The 15,396-nt window shown below is 67.0% G+C and carries 13 protein-coding genes; 4 read left to right on the forward strand and 9 right to left on the reverse strand.

Annotated elements, in window-relative coordinates; translation table 11 throughout:
* Position 1: 1 nt before the first annotated feature.
* The 3 genes from ACIQXM_RS14565 to ACIQXM_RS14575 all read right to left on the reverse strand — a co-directional run bounded on the left by ACIQXM_RS14565 (position 2) and on the right by ACIQXM_RS14575 (position 4,709).
* Positions 2 to 1,225, reverse strand: a complete 1,224-nt coding sequence (locus ACIQXM_RS14565; protein WP_400932721.1) for an alkaline phosphatase family protein — start codon at positions 1,223 to 1,225, stop codon at positions 2 to 4.
* 6 nt (positions 1,226 to 1,231) lie between these two features.
* A complete protein-coding gene (locus ACIQXM_RS14570) occupies positions 1,232 to 1,903 on the reverse strand; it encodes a DUF5998 family protein (RefSeq protein ID WP_400932723.1) in 672 nt (223 codons plus the stop codon).
* Positions 1,904 to 2,012: 109 nt separating this feature from the next.
* Positions 2,013 to 4,709, reverse strand: a complete 2,697-nt coding sequence (locus ACIQXM_RS14575) for a GNAT family N-acetyltransferase (RefSeq protein ID WP_400932725.1) — start codon at positions 4,707 to 4,709, stop codon at positions 2,013 to 2,015.
* 113 nt (positions 4,710 to 4,822) lie between these two features.
* On the opposite strand from ACIQXM_RS14575, the gene ACIQXM_RS14580 reads away from it, so the two are divergent.
* Positions 4,823 to 7,348, forward strand: a complete 2,526-nt coding sequence (locus ACIQXM_RS14580) for a DNA topoisomerase (ATP-hydrolyzing) subunit A (RefSeq protein WP_400932727.1) — start codon at positions 4,823 to 4,825, stop codon at positions 7,346 to 7,348.
* A 526-nt stretch (positions 7,349 to 7,874) separates the two neighbouring features.
* Here ACIQXM_RS14580 and ACIQXM_RS14585 read toward each other — a convergent pair.
* The 5 genes from ACIQXM_RS14585 to ACIQXM_RS14605 all read right to left on the reverse strand — a co-directional run bounded on the left by ACIQXM_RS14585 (position 7,875) and on the right by ACIQXM_RS14605 (position 12,081).
* On the reverse strand, positions 7,875 to 10,235 hold the full coding sequence (locus ACIQXM_RS14585; protein WP_400932729.1) for a heavy metal translocating P-type ATPase: 2,361 nt from the start codon (positions 10,233 to 10,235) through the stop codon (positions 7,875 to 7,877).
* A gap of 96 nt (positions 10,236 to 10,331) precedes the next feature.
* Complete coding sequence (locus ACIQXM_RS14590) at positions 10,332 to 10,553, reverse strand: heavy-metal-associated domain-containing protein (protein ID WP_400932731.1); 222 nt, start codon at positions 10,551 to 10,553, stop codon at positions 10,332 to 10,334.
* A 60-nt stretch (positions 10,554 to 10,613) separates the two neighbouring features.
* Complete coding sequence (locus tag ACIQXM_RS14595; RefSeq protein WP_400932733.1) at positions 10,614 to 10,964, reverse strand: metal-sensitive transcriptional regulator; 351 nt, start codon at positions 10,962 to 10,964, stop codon at positions 10,614 to 10,616.
* Between the two features lie 132 nt (positions 10,965 to 11,096).
* Positions 11,097 to 11,480 (reverse strand): VOC family protein, encoded by a 384-nt coding sequence (locus tag ACIQXM_RS14600; protein ID WP_400932735.1) that lies wholly within the window; start codon positions 11,478 to 11,480, stop codon positions 11,097 to 11,099.
* Positions 11,481 to 11,544: 64 nt separating this feature from the next.
* Entirely contained in the window at positions 11,545 to 12,081 is a 537-nt protein-coding gene (locus ACIQXM_RS14605) for a putative immunity protein (protein ID WP_400932737.1), read from the reverse strand.
* 93 nt (positions 12,082 to 12,174) lie between these two features.
* Between ACIQXM_RS14605 and ACIQXM_RS14610 the strand changes: the two genes are divergently transcribed.
* Genes ACIQXM_RS14610 through ACIQXM_RS14620 form a run of 3 tightly spaced genes read left to right on the forward strand, consistent with a single transcriptional unit; the run spans position 12,175 to position 14,376 of the window.
* Positions 12,175 to 13,269 carry a hypothetical protein gene (locus ACIQXM_RS14610; RefSeq protein WP_400932739.1) on the forward strand — a complete coding sequence of 365 codons (1,095 nt, stop codon included), beginning with the start codon at positions 12,175 to 12,177 and terminating at the stop codon, positions 13,267 to 13,269.
* Positions 13,270 to 13,278: 9 nt separating this feature from the next.
* Entirely contained in the window at positions 13,279 to 13,668 is a 390-nt protein-coding gene (locus tag ACIQXM_RS14615) for an SRPBCC domain-containing protein (protein WP_400932741.1), read from the forward strand.
* 9 nt (positions 13,669 to 13,677) lie between these two features.
* Positions 13,678 to 14,376: a metal-dependent transcriptional regulator gene (locus tag ACIQXM_RS14620; protein WP_400932743.1), complete on the forward strand. Its 699-nt coding sequence runs from the start codon at positions 13,678 to 13,680 to the stop codon at positions 14,374 to 14,376.
* Between the two features lie 18 nt (positions 14,377 to 14,394).
* Here the strand turns inward: ACIQXM_RS14620 and ACIQXM_RS14625 are convergent, their stop codons facing one another.
* Entirely contained in the window at positions 14,395 to 15,390 is a 996-nt protein-coding gene (locus ACIQXM_RS14625; protein ID WP_400932745.1) for a GNAT family N-acetyltransferase, read from the reverse strand.
* Between the last annotated feature and the right edge of the window lie 6 nt (positions 15,391 to 15,396).

Here is a 15,396-nt window from a genome sequence, read left to right on the forward strand (position 1 = left end):
GTTACTTCTTTCTCCCGCCGGCAGAGGCCCCGGGGTTGCGCTTGGCGGCCGGTGCAGCGAGCTGCAGCAGCGGCACTTCCCGCTCCGCGCGGGTCAGGGACCCGTGCTGGCCCACCACTTCCATTGAGGCCGGCCGCATCCGGCGCAGGTCATACAGGGCAATAGGCTCCCGCGCCAGCACCAGCACGTCACCGATGCGCGGCAGAACGGACTCGGTCACGACGGCGCCGAAATAGCCTGCTGCAATGGCCTCCTGCCGCGTGGTGATCCAGGCCTTATTGCCGTACGCGCTGCGCCAGGCAGCCATCAGCTTGTCGCGGCCCTGTTCGTCGGTGCCCGGTTCCAGATAGAGGTGCACCATCCGCGGCTCGCCCGCCGTGTGGCGAACCCCGGCGATGAGTGCGGGATCTGCCGAAAAGTCGTAGCGGTGCTCCGGAGCAACGTCCACCATGCCGTGGTCCGCGGTGAGCAGCAGCAGCGTATCGGCCGGCAGGCGCGCGGCCAGAAGCTTGAGCGCGCTGTCCAGCTCTTCCAGCTGGAAGCCCCACTGCTGTGATTGGGCGCCGTGCTTGTGCCCGGCTTTGTCCAGCTCGTTCCAGTACAGGTACATCAGCATCTTTGGTGATCCGGCCAGGGCCTGAACCGCAGCGGCAACCCGGGCGTGGACACCGGTGGCGCCGATGAATTCGCCCCCGCGCAGGGCGGCGCGGGTCATGGCGGAATCCTCAAAGCGGGGCAGGCTGACCGATGCCACCGGAATGTGCTCGGCCGCCCGTTCCAGGACCGTGGGGCAGGGCTGCCACCGCGCGGGATCCACCCCGGCATCCCAGTTCCCGAGCAGGTTGACGACTTTGTCCTGCTCCGGGTCCAGCACGTCGTATCCGACCATGCCGTGTTCACCCGGCGGGCGCCCGGTGCCCAGCGAAGCGAGGGACGCCGCCGTCGTCGTCGGGAATGCTGCAGTGAGGACGCGCGCCGAGGGCAGAAAACCGCGCAGGAAGGGCGCGTGGCCGCCGCGCTGCTTGAGCAGGGACCAGCCGAGGCCGTCCACCATGACCACGCAGACGCGTTTGGCTGCCGGCAGGTTCAGGGTGTTTTCGAACCCCGGGACCCCGAGCACCGCGGCGGAGCTGGTGAGGACATCGGCAACGCTGCTGCGTCCGTAGCCGGGAGCGGGAGGCAGCGGTTCACCGGAGGGCGAGCTTGTTCCGGACGGAGAGTTCATGACCCCTTACCGCTGGTGGTGGCCGCGGTTGAAGCGGCTGCCGAGGCCGGCGGCTCGCTGGCGCGCTTCCCCGGTGTCCAGTGCCCGCAAATTCACGGTGTCCGTATTGACCTTGCGCAGGGCCCGGGCAAAGTCCTTGGCGTTCTGCACCGCCTGGGCTCCGTCCGCCTCGGCACTGACCCGGAGCACAATGTCCTCCTGGGCAATGCTGCCGGTGTAGCCGTGGTCGGCGTCGCACTGCGGGTCCGCGCATCCGGCCGGACCCATGTCCAGCCGCTGGCCGCCGGACCAGGCGATGGCCAGCGTCAGTTCGCGGGCCTGGTCGGAGGGCTTGTAGTTCTGCGGCTGGGCGTACATGTAGCCCAGGACCACGGAACGGATCTGCGTAACCGGAACCGATTCGGTGGAAACCTGCGCCATCATCTGTTCCCCGGCCTCGTCCAGCTGCTGGTCATCCACGTGGGTGATCACCAGCATGTCCTCGGTGAGCACCAGCACGGTGATGTGGCGGTGCACCTCGGTGCGCTCGAAGTGGGTCTCCAGATGAATCAGGTGGGACAGCGGCTCCCGGCCGTCGAGGGCGTCATGGACGACGTCGGCCAGAAGCGTGGGGTAAAAGCCGGCACGCTCCATGGATGCGTCGAGGCTGCGGCGTTCAGAGGAAAGTAACGGCGACATGGTTCCAGTTTCCCCCAGAGAACGCCCCAGCACCTAAATGGCGCGCGGGAGCACACCAAGTGAGTCCTGGATCGCCCTGCACCTTCGCCCGGACCCGGCGTGAACGGGCCTAATCCCGCATGGCCCGCCGGGCACTGTCAGTGCGCTGCTGCGGGTTGCCGACACGGACGTCGGCGCTGAGGACAGTGACTCCGGTGGTGGAAACCAGCACGGGGTTGATCTCCAGCAGGGCGATCTCGGGGTGTTCGTCCTTGAGCAGCGCCAGCCGGGATATCAGGTCCTCGAGGGCCGCAACGTTGGCCTTGGGCAGCCCCTGGTACCCGAACAGCTTGCCGGAGGCGCGCGGGGCACGCACCAGGTCAGCTATATCGGTGTTGGTCAGCGGCGGAATGCCATGCGCCCAGTCGTCCAGCAGGTTCACCGCATCCCCGGCCAGGCCGAAGGACAGCACCGGCCCCAGCAGCGGATCTTCGATGGCCCGCACGGTGCACCCCTGCCCGGCCGGAGCCATGGTCTGCACTTCAAGCTCAAAGCTGCCGTAGGGCTCCAGCGCCTGCTTCATCTGGGCAATGTTGCTCCGGAGCTCCTCGGGGGTGGAGATGTTCAGGCGCACCCCGCCAAGGTCCAGGCGGTGGCGCAGGTGTTCGTCCATGGTTTTGATGGCGACCGGCCAGCCGACGGAATCCGCTGCCGCCACTGCCTCGTCGGCACTGGTAAACGGAACCGAGGGCAGCAGCTGCACGCCGTAGTAGCCGAGCAGCTGCGCGGCCGCCGCCGAGGGCAGCCGCATCAGCTCATCCCCCGCCACTGAGGTGAGCAGTTCCTCAATCAAGACGCGGGCGGCGTCCGGATCCACTCCGGCCGGCTCCAGGTATTGGCCGTGGTCGCGCGCAGCCCATTCGGTGTATCTCATCAGGGAGGCAAGCGCGGTGACGGCGGCGCCCGGGCTCGCGAAGCACGGCAGGCCCGACTGGCGCCCGTCCTCCTCCCGGCCTCCTGCCGTGAACAGTCCCTCCACGTGCGCACCGGGATCCATGATGCCGGTGAAGGCGGCGACGATGGGCTTGCCCGTTTCCGCCACGCATTCCTGCAGGCACCGGGCAATCTTCTCGGTGGTCAGCCCAACCGAGGGCAGCAGGGTCACCACGCCGGCATGTACGGCATCGTCCGCGAGCGCCTTGGTGACGGTGGCCCGCAGCAGCGGCAGTGCAACGCTCATGCCGCTGTCCAGGGAAAGGTCAGTCTCCAGGCTGCCCACTTCCAGTTCCAGGCCGACGGCGGCATCGGCCACCACCCGTCCCAGCGCTGCGGAGTTGCTGAAGACCGCCAGGGAACGGCCGGCCGGAAGCGGCTGGCTGACGGCAATCTGGGCCACGTCCATCAGCTGCTCGTTGGTGTTCACCCGGATCACCCCCGACTGCCGCAGCATGGCATCCAGTGCCCCGGCCGGCGCCTGCGTGGTCCGCACGGCATGGCCCGGGGGAAGCTGCAGTCCGGTGACGTCGGACTTCGCGACGATCACGGGTTTGGAGGTGGCCAGCCGCCGGGCGATGCGGGAGAACTTGCGGGGGTTGCCCACGGATTCCAGGTACATGCCCACCACCCGGGTGTCAGTGTCATCCTCCCAGTACTGCATGGCGTCGTTGCCGGAGACATCGGCCCGGTTTCCCGCAGAGATGGTGGAGGACAGGCCCAAACTGCGCCGCTGTGCCGCCGCGTAAAGCAGCACCCCGATCGCTGCGGACTGGCTGAACAGTCCCAGTCCCCCGGGCACCGGCATGGACGGCGCCATGGAGGCGTTCAGGCTAACGTCGGGGCGGGTGTTGATCAGACCCAGCGACGCCGGGCCCACCACGCGCATCCCGTTGGCGCGGGCGTGCCGCACCAGCCGGCGCTGGCGGGCCAGGCCGCGTTCGCCGTCGCCCGCGAAACCGGCGGTGACCACCAGCAGTCCCTTGACGCCGGCGCGGCCGCACTCCTCCACCACGGGCAGCACCTGGTCATAGGGAACGGCGATGACGGCCAGCTGCACCGGTTCCGGGATATCCGCGATCCGCGCGTAGGACACCATTCCGGCCAGCTCGAAGGCCTCCGGGTTCACCCCGTAGACGGAGCCGGTGAACCCGCCCTCGATGATGTGTTCCAGGAGCTGGTAGCCCACCTTGCCCCACTCGCGGCTGGCTCCGATGACCGCCACCGACGACGGCGAGAGAAGGTCCGCCACGCTGCGGGCTTCCGCGCGGTGCTCGCGTGCTTCCATTACGGCCCGGGACTTGTCCGTGGGGTCGATGTTGAAATCCAGGGCGATGACGCCGTCGTCGAAATGCCGGCGCACCTCATAGCCGGCGTCCGCGAAGACCCCGATCATTTTGCGGTTTTCAGGCAGCACTTCGGCGGAGAACCGGCGGATGCCGTTTTCCCGGGCGGCGGCGGCCAGGTGTTCCAGCAGGATGGAACCCAGCCCGCGGCCCTGGTGGCCGTCCGAAATGTTGAAGGCAACCTCAGCCTCCGTGGGATCATCGAGGCGGTCGTAGCGGCCGATGCCGATAATCTCCGAGCCGATGGTGATGACAAAGGCCACCCGGTCCTTGTAGTCCACGTTGGTGAACCGTGCCAGTTCCTTGGAGCTGAGCTTGGCCTTATAGGTGAAGAAGCGCAGATAGATGGAGCTTTGGGACTGGCGCATGTGGAACTCCTGCAGCGCCTGGGCGTCCCCGGGTGTCACAGGTCTCAGATGCCCGGTGCCGCCGTCCCGCAACACCACGTCAGCTTCCCAATATTCGGGGTAATGTCCCTGCTCCGCCATAGACTCAGAGTAGTGGGAAATTTTCTCCGCTGTCTGCAGGAGCGTTCGGCCGCCGCGCCGAACCCGCCTGCACCCCCGTTTACCCCCTACCAATGCAAGGACCCGACAACAGCATGGCCCGGCGCCAACCCGTCTCCAAAACCGCACCCGGCGAGAAAATCGCCGAGAACATCATCGACATTGATGTCACCACCGAGATGGAAGGTTCCTTCCTCGAGTACGCGTACTCGGTGATCTACTCCCGCGCCCTTCCCGACGCCCGCGACGGCCTCAAGCCCGTGCAGCGCCGCATCCTGTACATGATGGCGGACATGGGCCTGCGGCCGGACCGCGGCCATGTGAAATCCGCCCGGGTGGTGGGCGAGGTCATGGGCAAGCTCCATCCGCACGGTGACTCCGCCATTTACGACGCCATGGTCCGCATGGCGCAGGACTGGGCCCTGCGGCTGCCGCTGATCGACGGACACGGCAACTTCGGTTCACTCGATGACGGCCCCGCCGCCGCCCGGTACACCGAGGCCCGCCTGGCCGCGCCCGCGCTGACGCTGACGGATCACCTGGATGAAGACGTAGTGGACTTTGTTCCCAACTATGACAACCAGCTGATGCAGCCCGAGGTGCTTCCGGCGGCCTTCCCCAACCTGCTGGTCAACGGAACCACGGGCATCGCCGTCGGCATGGCCACCAACATGGCTCCGCACAACCTCGGCGAGGTCATTGCCGCCACCCAGCACCTGATCGCCAACCCGGACGCCACGCTGGATGAACTGATGCGCTTCATCCCCGGGCCGGACCTGCCCAGCGGCGGCCGGATTGTGGGACTGGACGGTATCCGGGACGCGTACGCCTCCGGCCGCGGATCCTTCAAGACCCGCGCCAAGGTGGAGGTGGAGCAGCTCTCCGCCCGCCGCACCGGCCTGGTGATCACGGAACTGCCGTACATGGTGGGTCCGGAAAAGGTCATCGAGAAAATCAAGGATGCGGTGACCTCCAAGAAGCTGCAGGGCATCTCGGACGTGGTTGACCTGACCGACCGCAGCCACGGACTCCGCCTGGTCATTGAGCTGAAGAACGGCTTCAATCCCAACGCCGTGCTGGCCCAGCTGTACCGGTACACGCCCATGGAAGATTCCTTCGGCATCAACAACGTCACCCTGGTGGACGGGCAGCCCCGGACCCTGGGCCTGGTGGAGCTGCTGCAGGTCTATGTGGCGCACCGCCTCGGCGTCGTGCGCCGCCGCACCGCTTTCCGCCTGCGCAAGAAGCAGGACCGGCTGCATCTGGTCGAAGGTCTGCTTATTGCGATTGTGGACATTGATGAGGTCATCCAGATCATCCGCACCTCGGATGAGACGGCGCAGGCGCGTGAACGCCTGATGGCCGTCTATGACCTCACGGAAATCCAGGCCAACCACATCCTGGAGCTGCGCCTGCGCCAGCTCACCAAGTACTCGCGCATCGAGCTGGAGAAGGAGAAGGATGACCTGCTCCTGGCGATCAAGGAACTGCAGGCCATCCTGGATTCGGAGCCGCGGCTGCGCGCCCTGGTTTCCGATGAACTCGGCGAGGTGGCGGCGAAGTATGCCACCCCGCGGCGGACGGTCCTGCTCGAATCCGAGGCCGCCTCTCCGCTGAAGGGCGTGGCCGCTGCTCCCGCCGTCACCGGCAAGGGCGCCAAGGCGGCCATGCCGCTGGAGATCGCCGATGATCCCTGCTGGGTGATCCTTACCAGTTCCGGCCAGCTGGCCCGCACGTCCAACCAGGAGCCGCTCACCGAAGCCGGCCAGCGGGTGCGCCACGATGTGTTCCGGTCCGTGGTGAAAACGACGGCGCGCGGCGAGATTGGGGCGGTGACGTCGTCGGGCCGGATGATCCGCGTCCAGGTACTGGACATGCCGGCCCTGCCGCCCACCGCAGGCCTGCCCAACATGGCGGGCGGGGTTCCGGTGAAGGACTTCATGACCCTGGCCAAGGGCGAGAAGCTGATCGGCCTGGTGCCGCTGAACGAGATCATTGCGCTGGGAACGCGGAACGGCATCGTGAAGCGGGTCAACCCGGAATACCCGCTGAACCGGGACGACTGGGAAGCCATCACGCTCAAGCCCAAGGACGAAGTAGTGGGCTTGGGGGTAGCCGCGCAGGACACCGACGAGCTGGTATTCATTACCGAACAGGCTCAGCTGCTGCGCTTCAGCGCGTCCCTGGTCCGCCCGCAGGGACGCACTGCCGGCGGTGTCGCCGGCATCAAGCTCGCTGCCGATGACCGGGTGCTGTTCTTTGGCGTGGTGGCGCAGAATGACCCGGCCGCCGTCGTCGTGACGGTATCCACCGGGAGCGAGACTCTGCCGGGGGCGCCCGGCGGTTCGGTGAAAGTGACCGAGTTCTCCGAGTATCCGGTTAAGGGCCGGGCCACCGGCGGTGTGCGTGCGCACCGTTTCCTGAAGGGCGAGGACGCGCTGGCGGTGGCATGGGCCGGGCACGGTCCGGCAAAGGCTGCCGCTGCCAACGGCGTGGCGCGGGCGCTGCCCACCGAGCACGGACGGCGGGACGGCTCCGGCATTCCGCTAACCAACCAGGTGGACCAGGTGGGGCCGAGCAACACGCCGGTTGAGCCGGGCGAGGATCCGGCCGCGGGCTAGGTCCGGAACAGGGAAGGCCGGGTGGTCTGCGGACCGCCCGGCCTTCCCTGTCCCCCGAGGCCGTTACGGTTCCAGCGCAGGATCTTTCGTACGGATAACGGGCTCAAACTGCCGGGCCCGGATCCTTCGGGCAGCTAACGGGGCTAAAACACCGTCCTGCAGATCCTTCGTGCACTTAACGGGGTGATACTCGGTCCTGCTAGTTTCTTCGTGCAGATGCCGGGCCCAAACACGTCATATCGGCCCCTGTAAGCCCTTCATCTGCACACAGGAATTCCGCGCGGCCCGTTATCTGCACGATCGATGCCGGCGAAGTACCCCTGCGCGTAGATTCGGCTGCTTTGAAGTCCCCAAAGGCTGAACACTGGATCCGCCGCAGGCTCCACAGCACCACGCTGTCCGCTAACGCACTGCACCCGCCGGTCCCATAGCGGGACCGGCGGGTGCAGTGCTGGCTGAACGGTTCGATCTTCGGATTGATTCCGCTTGATTCTGCCCGCGCATCTGCCGCGGCGAGCGGATCCGCCTAGCTGCGCTGCTTGCCGAAGTTGCGCAGCCGCAGGGAGTTGCCGACCACCAATACGGAGCTGGCGGCCATTGCCGCACCGGCGATCATCGGGTTCAGCAGGCCCAGGGCCGCCACCGGAATGCCCACCGCGTTGTAGAAGAAGGCCCAGAACAGGTTCGTCTTGATGGTGCCCAGGGTGCGCCGGGACAGTTCGATGGCCGTGGCCACCTGGCCCAGATCGTTGCCCATCACGGTCAGGTCCGCGGCCTCGATGGCGACGTCGGTGCCGGAGCCCATCGCGATGCCCAGGTCCGCCTGGGCCAGCGCCGGGGCGTCGTTCACCCCGTCTCCGGCCATGGCCACGGTGGCGCCTGCGGCCTGGAACCGTTTCACGGCTTCCACCTTGCCCTCCGGTCGGACATCGGCGAGCACGTCTTCCGGGGCAATCCCGACGGTGGCCGCCACCCGGGCCGCCACCACGGCGTTGTCTCCGGTGAGCAGCACCGGCCGCAGCCCCAGGCCCCGCAACCGTGCAATGGCAGCCACGGAACCGGGCTTGAGGTTGTCCTGCAGGCTAATGATTCCGGCGGCCCGGCCGTCAACGGCCACCAAGACGGCCGTGGAGCCGGTTTCCTGCTCGGCCCGCAGCATTGTCCGGGCGTCCTCGGGCAGGTGGATTCCGTTGTCTTCCAGCCAGCCGGGGCGGCCGGCGACGACGGCGCGGCCGTTCACGGTTCCGCGGACACCGCCGCCGGGAGCCGAGTCGAAGGCAGTGACCGGGGCGAGTGCGCCGTCGGGCGTTGCCTGGGATCCAGCCGCAGCCTGAGCAGCAGCGGCGATGGCGACGGCGATGGGGTGCTCTCCCGCCGCCTCCACGGAACCCGCCAGCTGCAGCAGTTCCTGCTCATCAATAGCCGGATCCAGGACCAGGGTCCGCACCACGGACAGCCGGCCGTCGGTGACCGTGCCCGTCTTGTCCAGCACGATGGTGTCCACGGTGCGGGTGTCTTCAAGTACCTGCGGGCCCTTGATGAGGATGCCCAGCTGGGCCCCGCGCCCGGTGCCGGTGAGCAGGCCAACGGGAGTGGCCAGGCCGAGGGCGCACGGGCAGGCGATCACCAGGACGGCGACGGCGGCAGTGAAGGCTGCCTGCAGGTCACCGGTGAAGACCAGCCACAGCACGAAGGTCAGCACGGCGATGCCCAGCACAATCGGCACGAAAACGGCACTGATCCGGTCCGCCAGCCGCGCAATCGGTGCCTTGCCGGACTGCGCGTCACTGACGAGGCGGCCCATCTGGGCCAGGGTGGTTTCGCTGCCCACCCGGGTTGCGGTCACCAGCAGCCGGCCGGAGGTGTTGACCGTGGCACCCGTGACGGTATCTCCCGGGCCCACCTCCACCGGAACGGATTCACCCGTGATGAGGGAGGCGTCCACGGCTGAGTGTCCGTCGGTGACCACGCCGTCAGCCGCGATCTTCTCACCGGGGCGGACCACAATGACGTCGCCAACCACCAGGTCCTGCGCCGGTACCCGGACCTCGGCGCCATTGCGCAGCACAGTGGCATCCTTGGCGCCCAGGCTGAGCAGGGCCTTCAGGGCGTCGCCGGCGCGGGCCTTGGCATTGGCCTCCAGATACCTTCCCAGCAGCAGGAAGGTGACCACCACGGAGGCAACTTCAAAGTAGAGGTTGGCGTGTCCGGCGTCGGCCATCCCCGGCATATCCGACATGCCGCCGTGGGCGGTCAGGGCAGGATCGGCAAGGAGGATGGCCAGCGAGAACAGGTAGGACGCGATGACGCCCAGGGACACCAGTGTGTCCATGGTGGAGGCGAAATGCCGGGCATTGATGGCCGCGGCCCGGTGAAAGGGCCAGGCGGACCAGGTAACCACCGGCAGGGACAGCAGCGCAGCAACCCAGCCCCAGTTGCTGAACTGCAGGGCCGGAATCATGGAGATGAGGAACACCGGCACGGTGAGCACTGCGGCCAGGATCAGCCGCGGACGCAGCGTGGCGGCCGTTCCGCCGTGGGCCATGTGGTCCTCGCCGGAATGCTCCATGCCGGAGGCATCATGGGCTGCATGCTCCTGGGAGCTCCCGTGCGGCGCCCCGGCGGCGGCACGCGGCGATCCGGCGGGCCGAACCAGTCTGGCCTTATAGCCGGCCGAATCCACGGCCTGCAGAATCTGCTCGTCCGTGACACCGTCCGGAACACGCACCCGCGCGGATTCCAGCGGAAGGTTGACCGTGGCTTCGACGCCCTCGATCTTTCCCAGTTTCCGCTCCACCCGGCCCACGCAGGAAGCGCACGTCATGCCTTCAACCTTGAGGTCGATGACGCGTGGCTGCGGCTGCTGGAGCAGTTTTTCGGTACTCATGGGGATGCTGTCCTTCCAAGGATGTTGCGGTGCGGGCACGGGCCCGCGGGTACGTGGGGCGGCCGCCGGGCGCGCCCGCCGTCGGTGCCGTCGCTGCTAGGCGGAGGGTTCCACCACGAGGTAGCCCGCCTCTGCCACGGCTTCACCGAGCTCGACGGGTGAAAGTTCGCGGCTGGAGGTGACGACGGCGGTGGAGATCCCGCCGGCGTTGAGGTCGACGCTGACGTTCTCGACGCCGTTCAGGGCTTCAAGTTCCTCAGTAACGGAAGCAACGCAGTGTCCGCAGGTCATGCCGGAGATGTTCAGTGTGGTTTCCATGGGGGTTCCTCTTTCGGTAGTGGTTGCTTTGGAAGCGTTGAAAACTGCGGTGCGGGAAGGTCAGCGCAGGAGCCGGCCAATGGCGTCTGTGGCTTCCTGAACCTTGGCCTGCACCAGTTCCGGGTTGCCGGTGGCGTCGGCTTCGCGGGCAGCGCCCACCACGCAGTGGGACATGTGGTCCTGGACCAGGCCCAGGCTCACGGCATGCAGTGCCTTGTTGATGGCAGCAACCTGGGTCAGGATGTCGATGCAGTACTTGTCTTCCTCGACCATGCGGGCAATTCCGCGGACCTGGCCCTCGATGCGCCGAAGCCGCTTGAGGTAGGCCTCCTTGTCCGAGGCATACCCGTGGGCACCGGAGTGATCCTGCTCTGCGAGGCCGCCGGCGGCCTGTTCCTGGGTTGTGCTCATGTGTGCTCCTAAGATTCGATCTACCACGAAGATATACCCCCTTGGGGTATGCGTCAAGTACCCCTAGGGGGTATGTGGCGGCTGCTGGGGTGAGCAGCATCGGCAGCCTGGAGGGTGATGGTGAGGTGCCGGTTACGCACGCTCAGCGTCACTGCGCAGGATGCAGAATTCGTTGCCCTCCGGATCCGCAAGCACCACCCAACCCGTCCCGTCGGGCAGGCGCCGGTCCGCAACTTCCCGTGCTCCCAGGGCCAGCAGGCGCTTCAGCTCCCGGTCGCGGGTCCCTTCCGCCGGCCTGAGATCCAGATGCACCCGGTTTTTGACCTGCTTGGCGTCCGGGACGTTGATGAACAGCAGGCGCTGGGAGCCGTCATCGGAGGCGATCATGCACTCCTCGTCGCCGGAATAATTCGGGTCGCGGGGATCGTCATGGAAACCGAGGACTTCTTTCCAGAACACTGACTGGGCAAAGGCATCGAGGCTGTCAAAGGACGTATGTGAGATCAGGGCTGTCATGGAGGTCAGCGTATCCGGCGAGCGCGGCCGGCTCAGGAGCTTGCTGCGGCATCTCCTGAGCGCGTCAGTCGCCGGTGCTGACGGCGGACTGAATGGCCCGGATGTTTGCCCCCAGCTCACCGGTTGCGAGCAGTCCCGGCCCCAGAGGTCCAGCCTTGTCCTCCCCTACCGGCGGAAGCAGCCGGAGAGCGCTCCGGGTTTGCGGGCTCAGGCCGGCGACCTGCCATTGGAGTTCTGCGCCCACGGCGGACAGGCCGGCATCGGCGAGGGCGGCAGCCTTGGCGGCATATGCCGCGGCGCCCAGGGCATGTGCCCCCATGTGCGCAACAGCTGCGGCCTGCGCCGCCGCTCTGGCTGCAGCAGCACCGGCAGGCGTTGCGGCAGTACCGGCGGCCCTGAAGGCAAGAAAACGACGCCGGATCTCACCGGCGGCACTGAGTTCACCGGAGCCAAAAGCCCGGGCGCGTTCGATGGCATCCCGGGGCCGACCATCATCGGGAACGTCCGCTTCGAACAATGGCAGGACGCGTTCGGCGCAGTCCGCGGCCCAAACAGCCAAAATGCGCCGGTCTGCTTCGCTCAGCGTTTGAGGAGAAACCATGGGGTTACCTTTGCATACCTGGTGCCCCCCCGTCCCCCGTTTCCCCTGCACGGCTTCTCCTCCTCCGCGGACGCCGCGTGCAAGGATGACCGAATGAACGCAGAGATTGAACCGCTGCTCGCCGGCCCCCGGGGACGCCGGATGTGCCTGCAGCTCGCGGCGGAACTGGACCCGGACGTCAGCATGGCCGTGTTCCGGCTGGGCTACGAGCTCGATCCCGGCAAAGGAACCTCCCCGGTGATGTTCGGCCTCATGAGTCCTGAAGAAACCCACAATGACGCCGATGAGGACGACGCCGGTGTCCCTGTTGTCACCTCGCCCGAGGAGCTGGCCGCCTCGCTCCGCTGCCTTGATTTCTCGGGCCTGAGCAATGAGCTGATCCAGCCGGCTCTCGAGACCGCAGTGGATACTGCCAGGTATTGGCAGGCTCCCGACGGTGAGGACGTGCTCGCCGCGCTGCCGGTCATCCGGGAAGCACTCGTTCCATTGGCCGCCAGGGTGTTGGCGACGCCGGCCATGCAGCACGCTGCGGCCCCCCGCGGCACTGAACAGTGGGCCGTCGACTGGCGGGGGCCGGATGACCCGGCGCCGCTGGACCAGGATCCACAGCAGAAACTGGCGCAGTGGGGCCGGAACATCCGTGCCGAGGAAATGAAATGGAAGGAAAGTGCACGAGGGCCGGACTGCTCCGGGCCTTGGTGGTCAATCCCCCTCGGACTTGTTGGCACCGTGGGCAGCATCCCTGCGGGGCTGAACCTCATCGAGGATTCACCGGGCTGGAAGGACGCCACCACCATTCCGGTCCGCGGCGCGGGCAGGACCTATGAAATTCGAGCTGAGGACGATTGGACAGCACTATGCCGCAATTTCCCGCTCGAGGTGACAGCATCCCGACGCAACGACTGGTTCCGTGTCACGGGACGCGACGGCCGCTGGCTGATCCCGGATTGGGAGCGTGTGGCCGGAGAATGGGACGCCGTCCACCTGAGCACCTTGGGCTATCTCAGCAGTGCAGCGCGCGCGCTTCACCTGGATGAGGAGTGGGCTTCCGTGATCGCCGGCTGGGACCCGGACCGGACCATCTGGCTGACCGACGTCGTCCGGGAAACCGGCAGCCCCAGGCAGCACTGGCACCGCCCACAACACGGAGATGCCTGGACGCTGGTGGAGGAAGATGAAGTCAATTAGGCTCCGGGCATGCCTCTGACCAGCCACTTGTTGGACACCGTGTCCTGGTCTGTGACCCTGTGGTGGTCCCTGCCGGCGTCCCCGGACCGAGTTTGGGACGCGCTGACAAGCCCGGAAGCGCTGCCGCATTGGATGGGGACCGTGACCTCCGGTGCATTCGCTGCAGGCAGCACGGTCACCGTCCAGCACTCCGGGGACTGTTCCTGCATCAGCGAGGTCCGAGGGTGGGAACCGGGAAGGCTGCTGGCGATGACCTGGGATTTCCCCGATGAGCCGCTCTCCCTTCTGCGCATCGAGCTGACCCCGGACGGGGGCAGCACGCAGCTTTTACTGGTGCACGAAGGTTTGGTGCACGAAGGGCTGGACACCCGCAGGAGCCCGGCCAGCCGCACCACGTAAGGTGGAGGCGTGGGTACCAATTCGCTTTCAGCCGCTTCCGAGGACTATCTCAAGGTCATTTGGACCGCCCAGGAATGGACCGACGCGCCGGTCACGGTTTCCGCGCTGTCCGCACACGTGGGGAATTCGCCGTCGTCGGTCTCGGAGGCCGTGAAAAAGCTGACAACCCGGGGATTGCTGACCCATGCGCGCTACGGCTCGATCGCGCTGACGGAAGAGGGTACGCGTGAAGCGGTGGCCATGGTGCGCCGGCACCGGCTGATCGAGACATTTTTGGTGGAGTACCTGGACTACGGCTGGGACGAGGTCCACGACGAAGCCGAGCATCTGGAACACGCCGTCTCGGAAAAGCTGGTGAACGCCCTTGACCGGCGCCTGGGCTATCCCGTCCGCGACCCGCATGGAGACCCCATCCCCACACGGGACGGCAGCTTTCCGCCGCTGGCGGCAGTGCGGCTCAGCGGCTGCGAGCCGGGCAGCAGAGTGAGCATCGCCCGGGTTTCGGACTCGGACCCGGAACTGCTGCGGTATCTGGCCGGACTAGGACTGCATCTGGACGTGCAGGTGCACGTTCTCTCCCGCCAGGCCTACGCCGGAACCCTCACCGTTGCGGCAAACGGCAGCCAGCTGGAACTGGGCCTTCCGGCCGCACAGTCCATCTGGGTCCTGCCGGCGCCCGCCGCTGGGGAGGACACCGGGCAGGGCTGAATTCGATGCCCGGGGCAGCTAGGGCAGCACGTGCAGGTCGAAGACCACCTCGCGGTAGGTGGGCGTGTAGCCCAGGCTCTCATAAAGTCCCAGGGCTCCCGACGGGTTCTCGGTGTCCACGCCCAGACCGGCCCGTTCCATGCCCGAGGCCTTGTAACGGCGCATGGCTTCTCCGAGCATGGCCGGTGCCAGGCCCAGGCCGCGGTAGCTGCGCCGCACGCCGAGGAGTTCGGTGTAACCCTCGCTGTAACCGTTGAGCTTCTGTCCCTCAGGGTCAAAGGAAGCAATGTTGTAGCCGGCAATTTCCCCGGCTGCGGTGTCCATCACCACGAACGTCCAGTCGGGGCGGAAGTGCGGGTGTTCGATGTTGTGCCGCCAGCGCTCGGGGTCCCGCTCTTCGCTCCCCCAGTGGTCCTGGAAGACCTCATTATGGGCCACGCGCAGCGCCTCGGAAATGTCCTCGTTGAAGGTCACGTATTCCAGCCCCTCCGGCAGCGCGGCGTCCGGAATGTCCGCATCCAGGGGCCGGCTCATTTCAGTGAAGTAGCGAACCACCGACGCGTTGGCGGCGTGGAACAGTGCAACGTGCGAGGCGTTGTCCTCTTCGGCCATGAACCGCAGCAGGCCTTTTTCATGGCCTGTTTCCAGCAGCCGCTCGCGGGCACGCTGCTGCTGCCAGCGCAGCAGTGCGGTGCCGATCCCGCGCCGGCGCCACTGCGGGTCCACTCCCCCGGCACCGTGGATCTTGTCCGATCCCTCGGTCCGGACCAGGTATCCGTAGGCTCGCGGCACGCCGTCCCGGTCCAGCCCCAGCAGGGTGTCGCGGGCGGGCGTGTCGGCACTGGCCTCCAGGACGTGTTCCAGGTCCGCCCGCTGCTGGACATAGCCGGGTTTGTCCACTGCGGCGATGCGCCGAACCAGGTCCAGCCAGGCTTCTGTGTCCTCCGCCGTGATGGCCCGCCAGCGCAGACCGGTTGCGGGACCAGGAATTTCCGGTGGTGTCGAGATACTCATCTTTCC

The organism is Arthrobacter sp. NPDC097144 (assembly GCF_044762205.1).
Classification (GTDB): domain Bacteria; phylum Actinomycetota; class Actinomycetes; order Actinomycetales; family Micrococcaceae; genus Arthrobacter_B.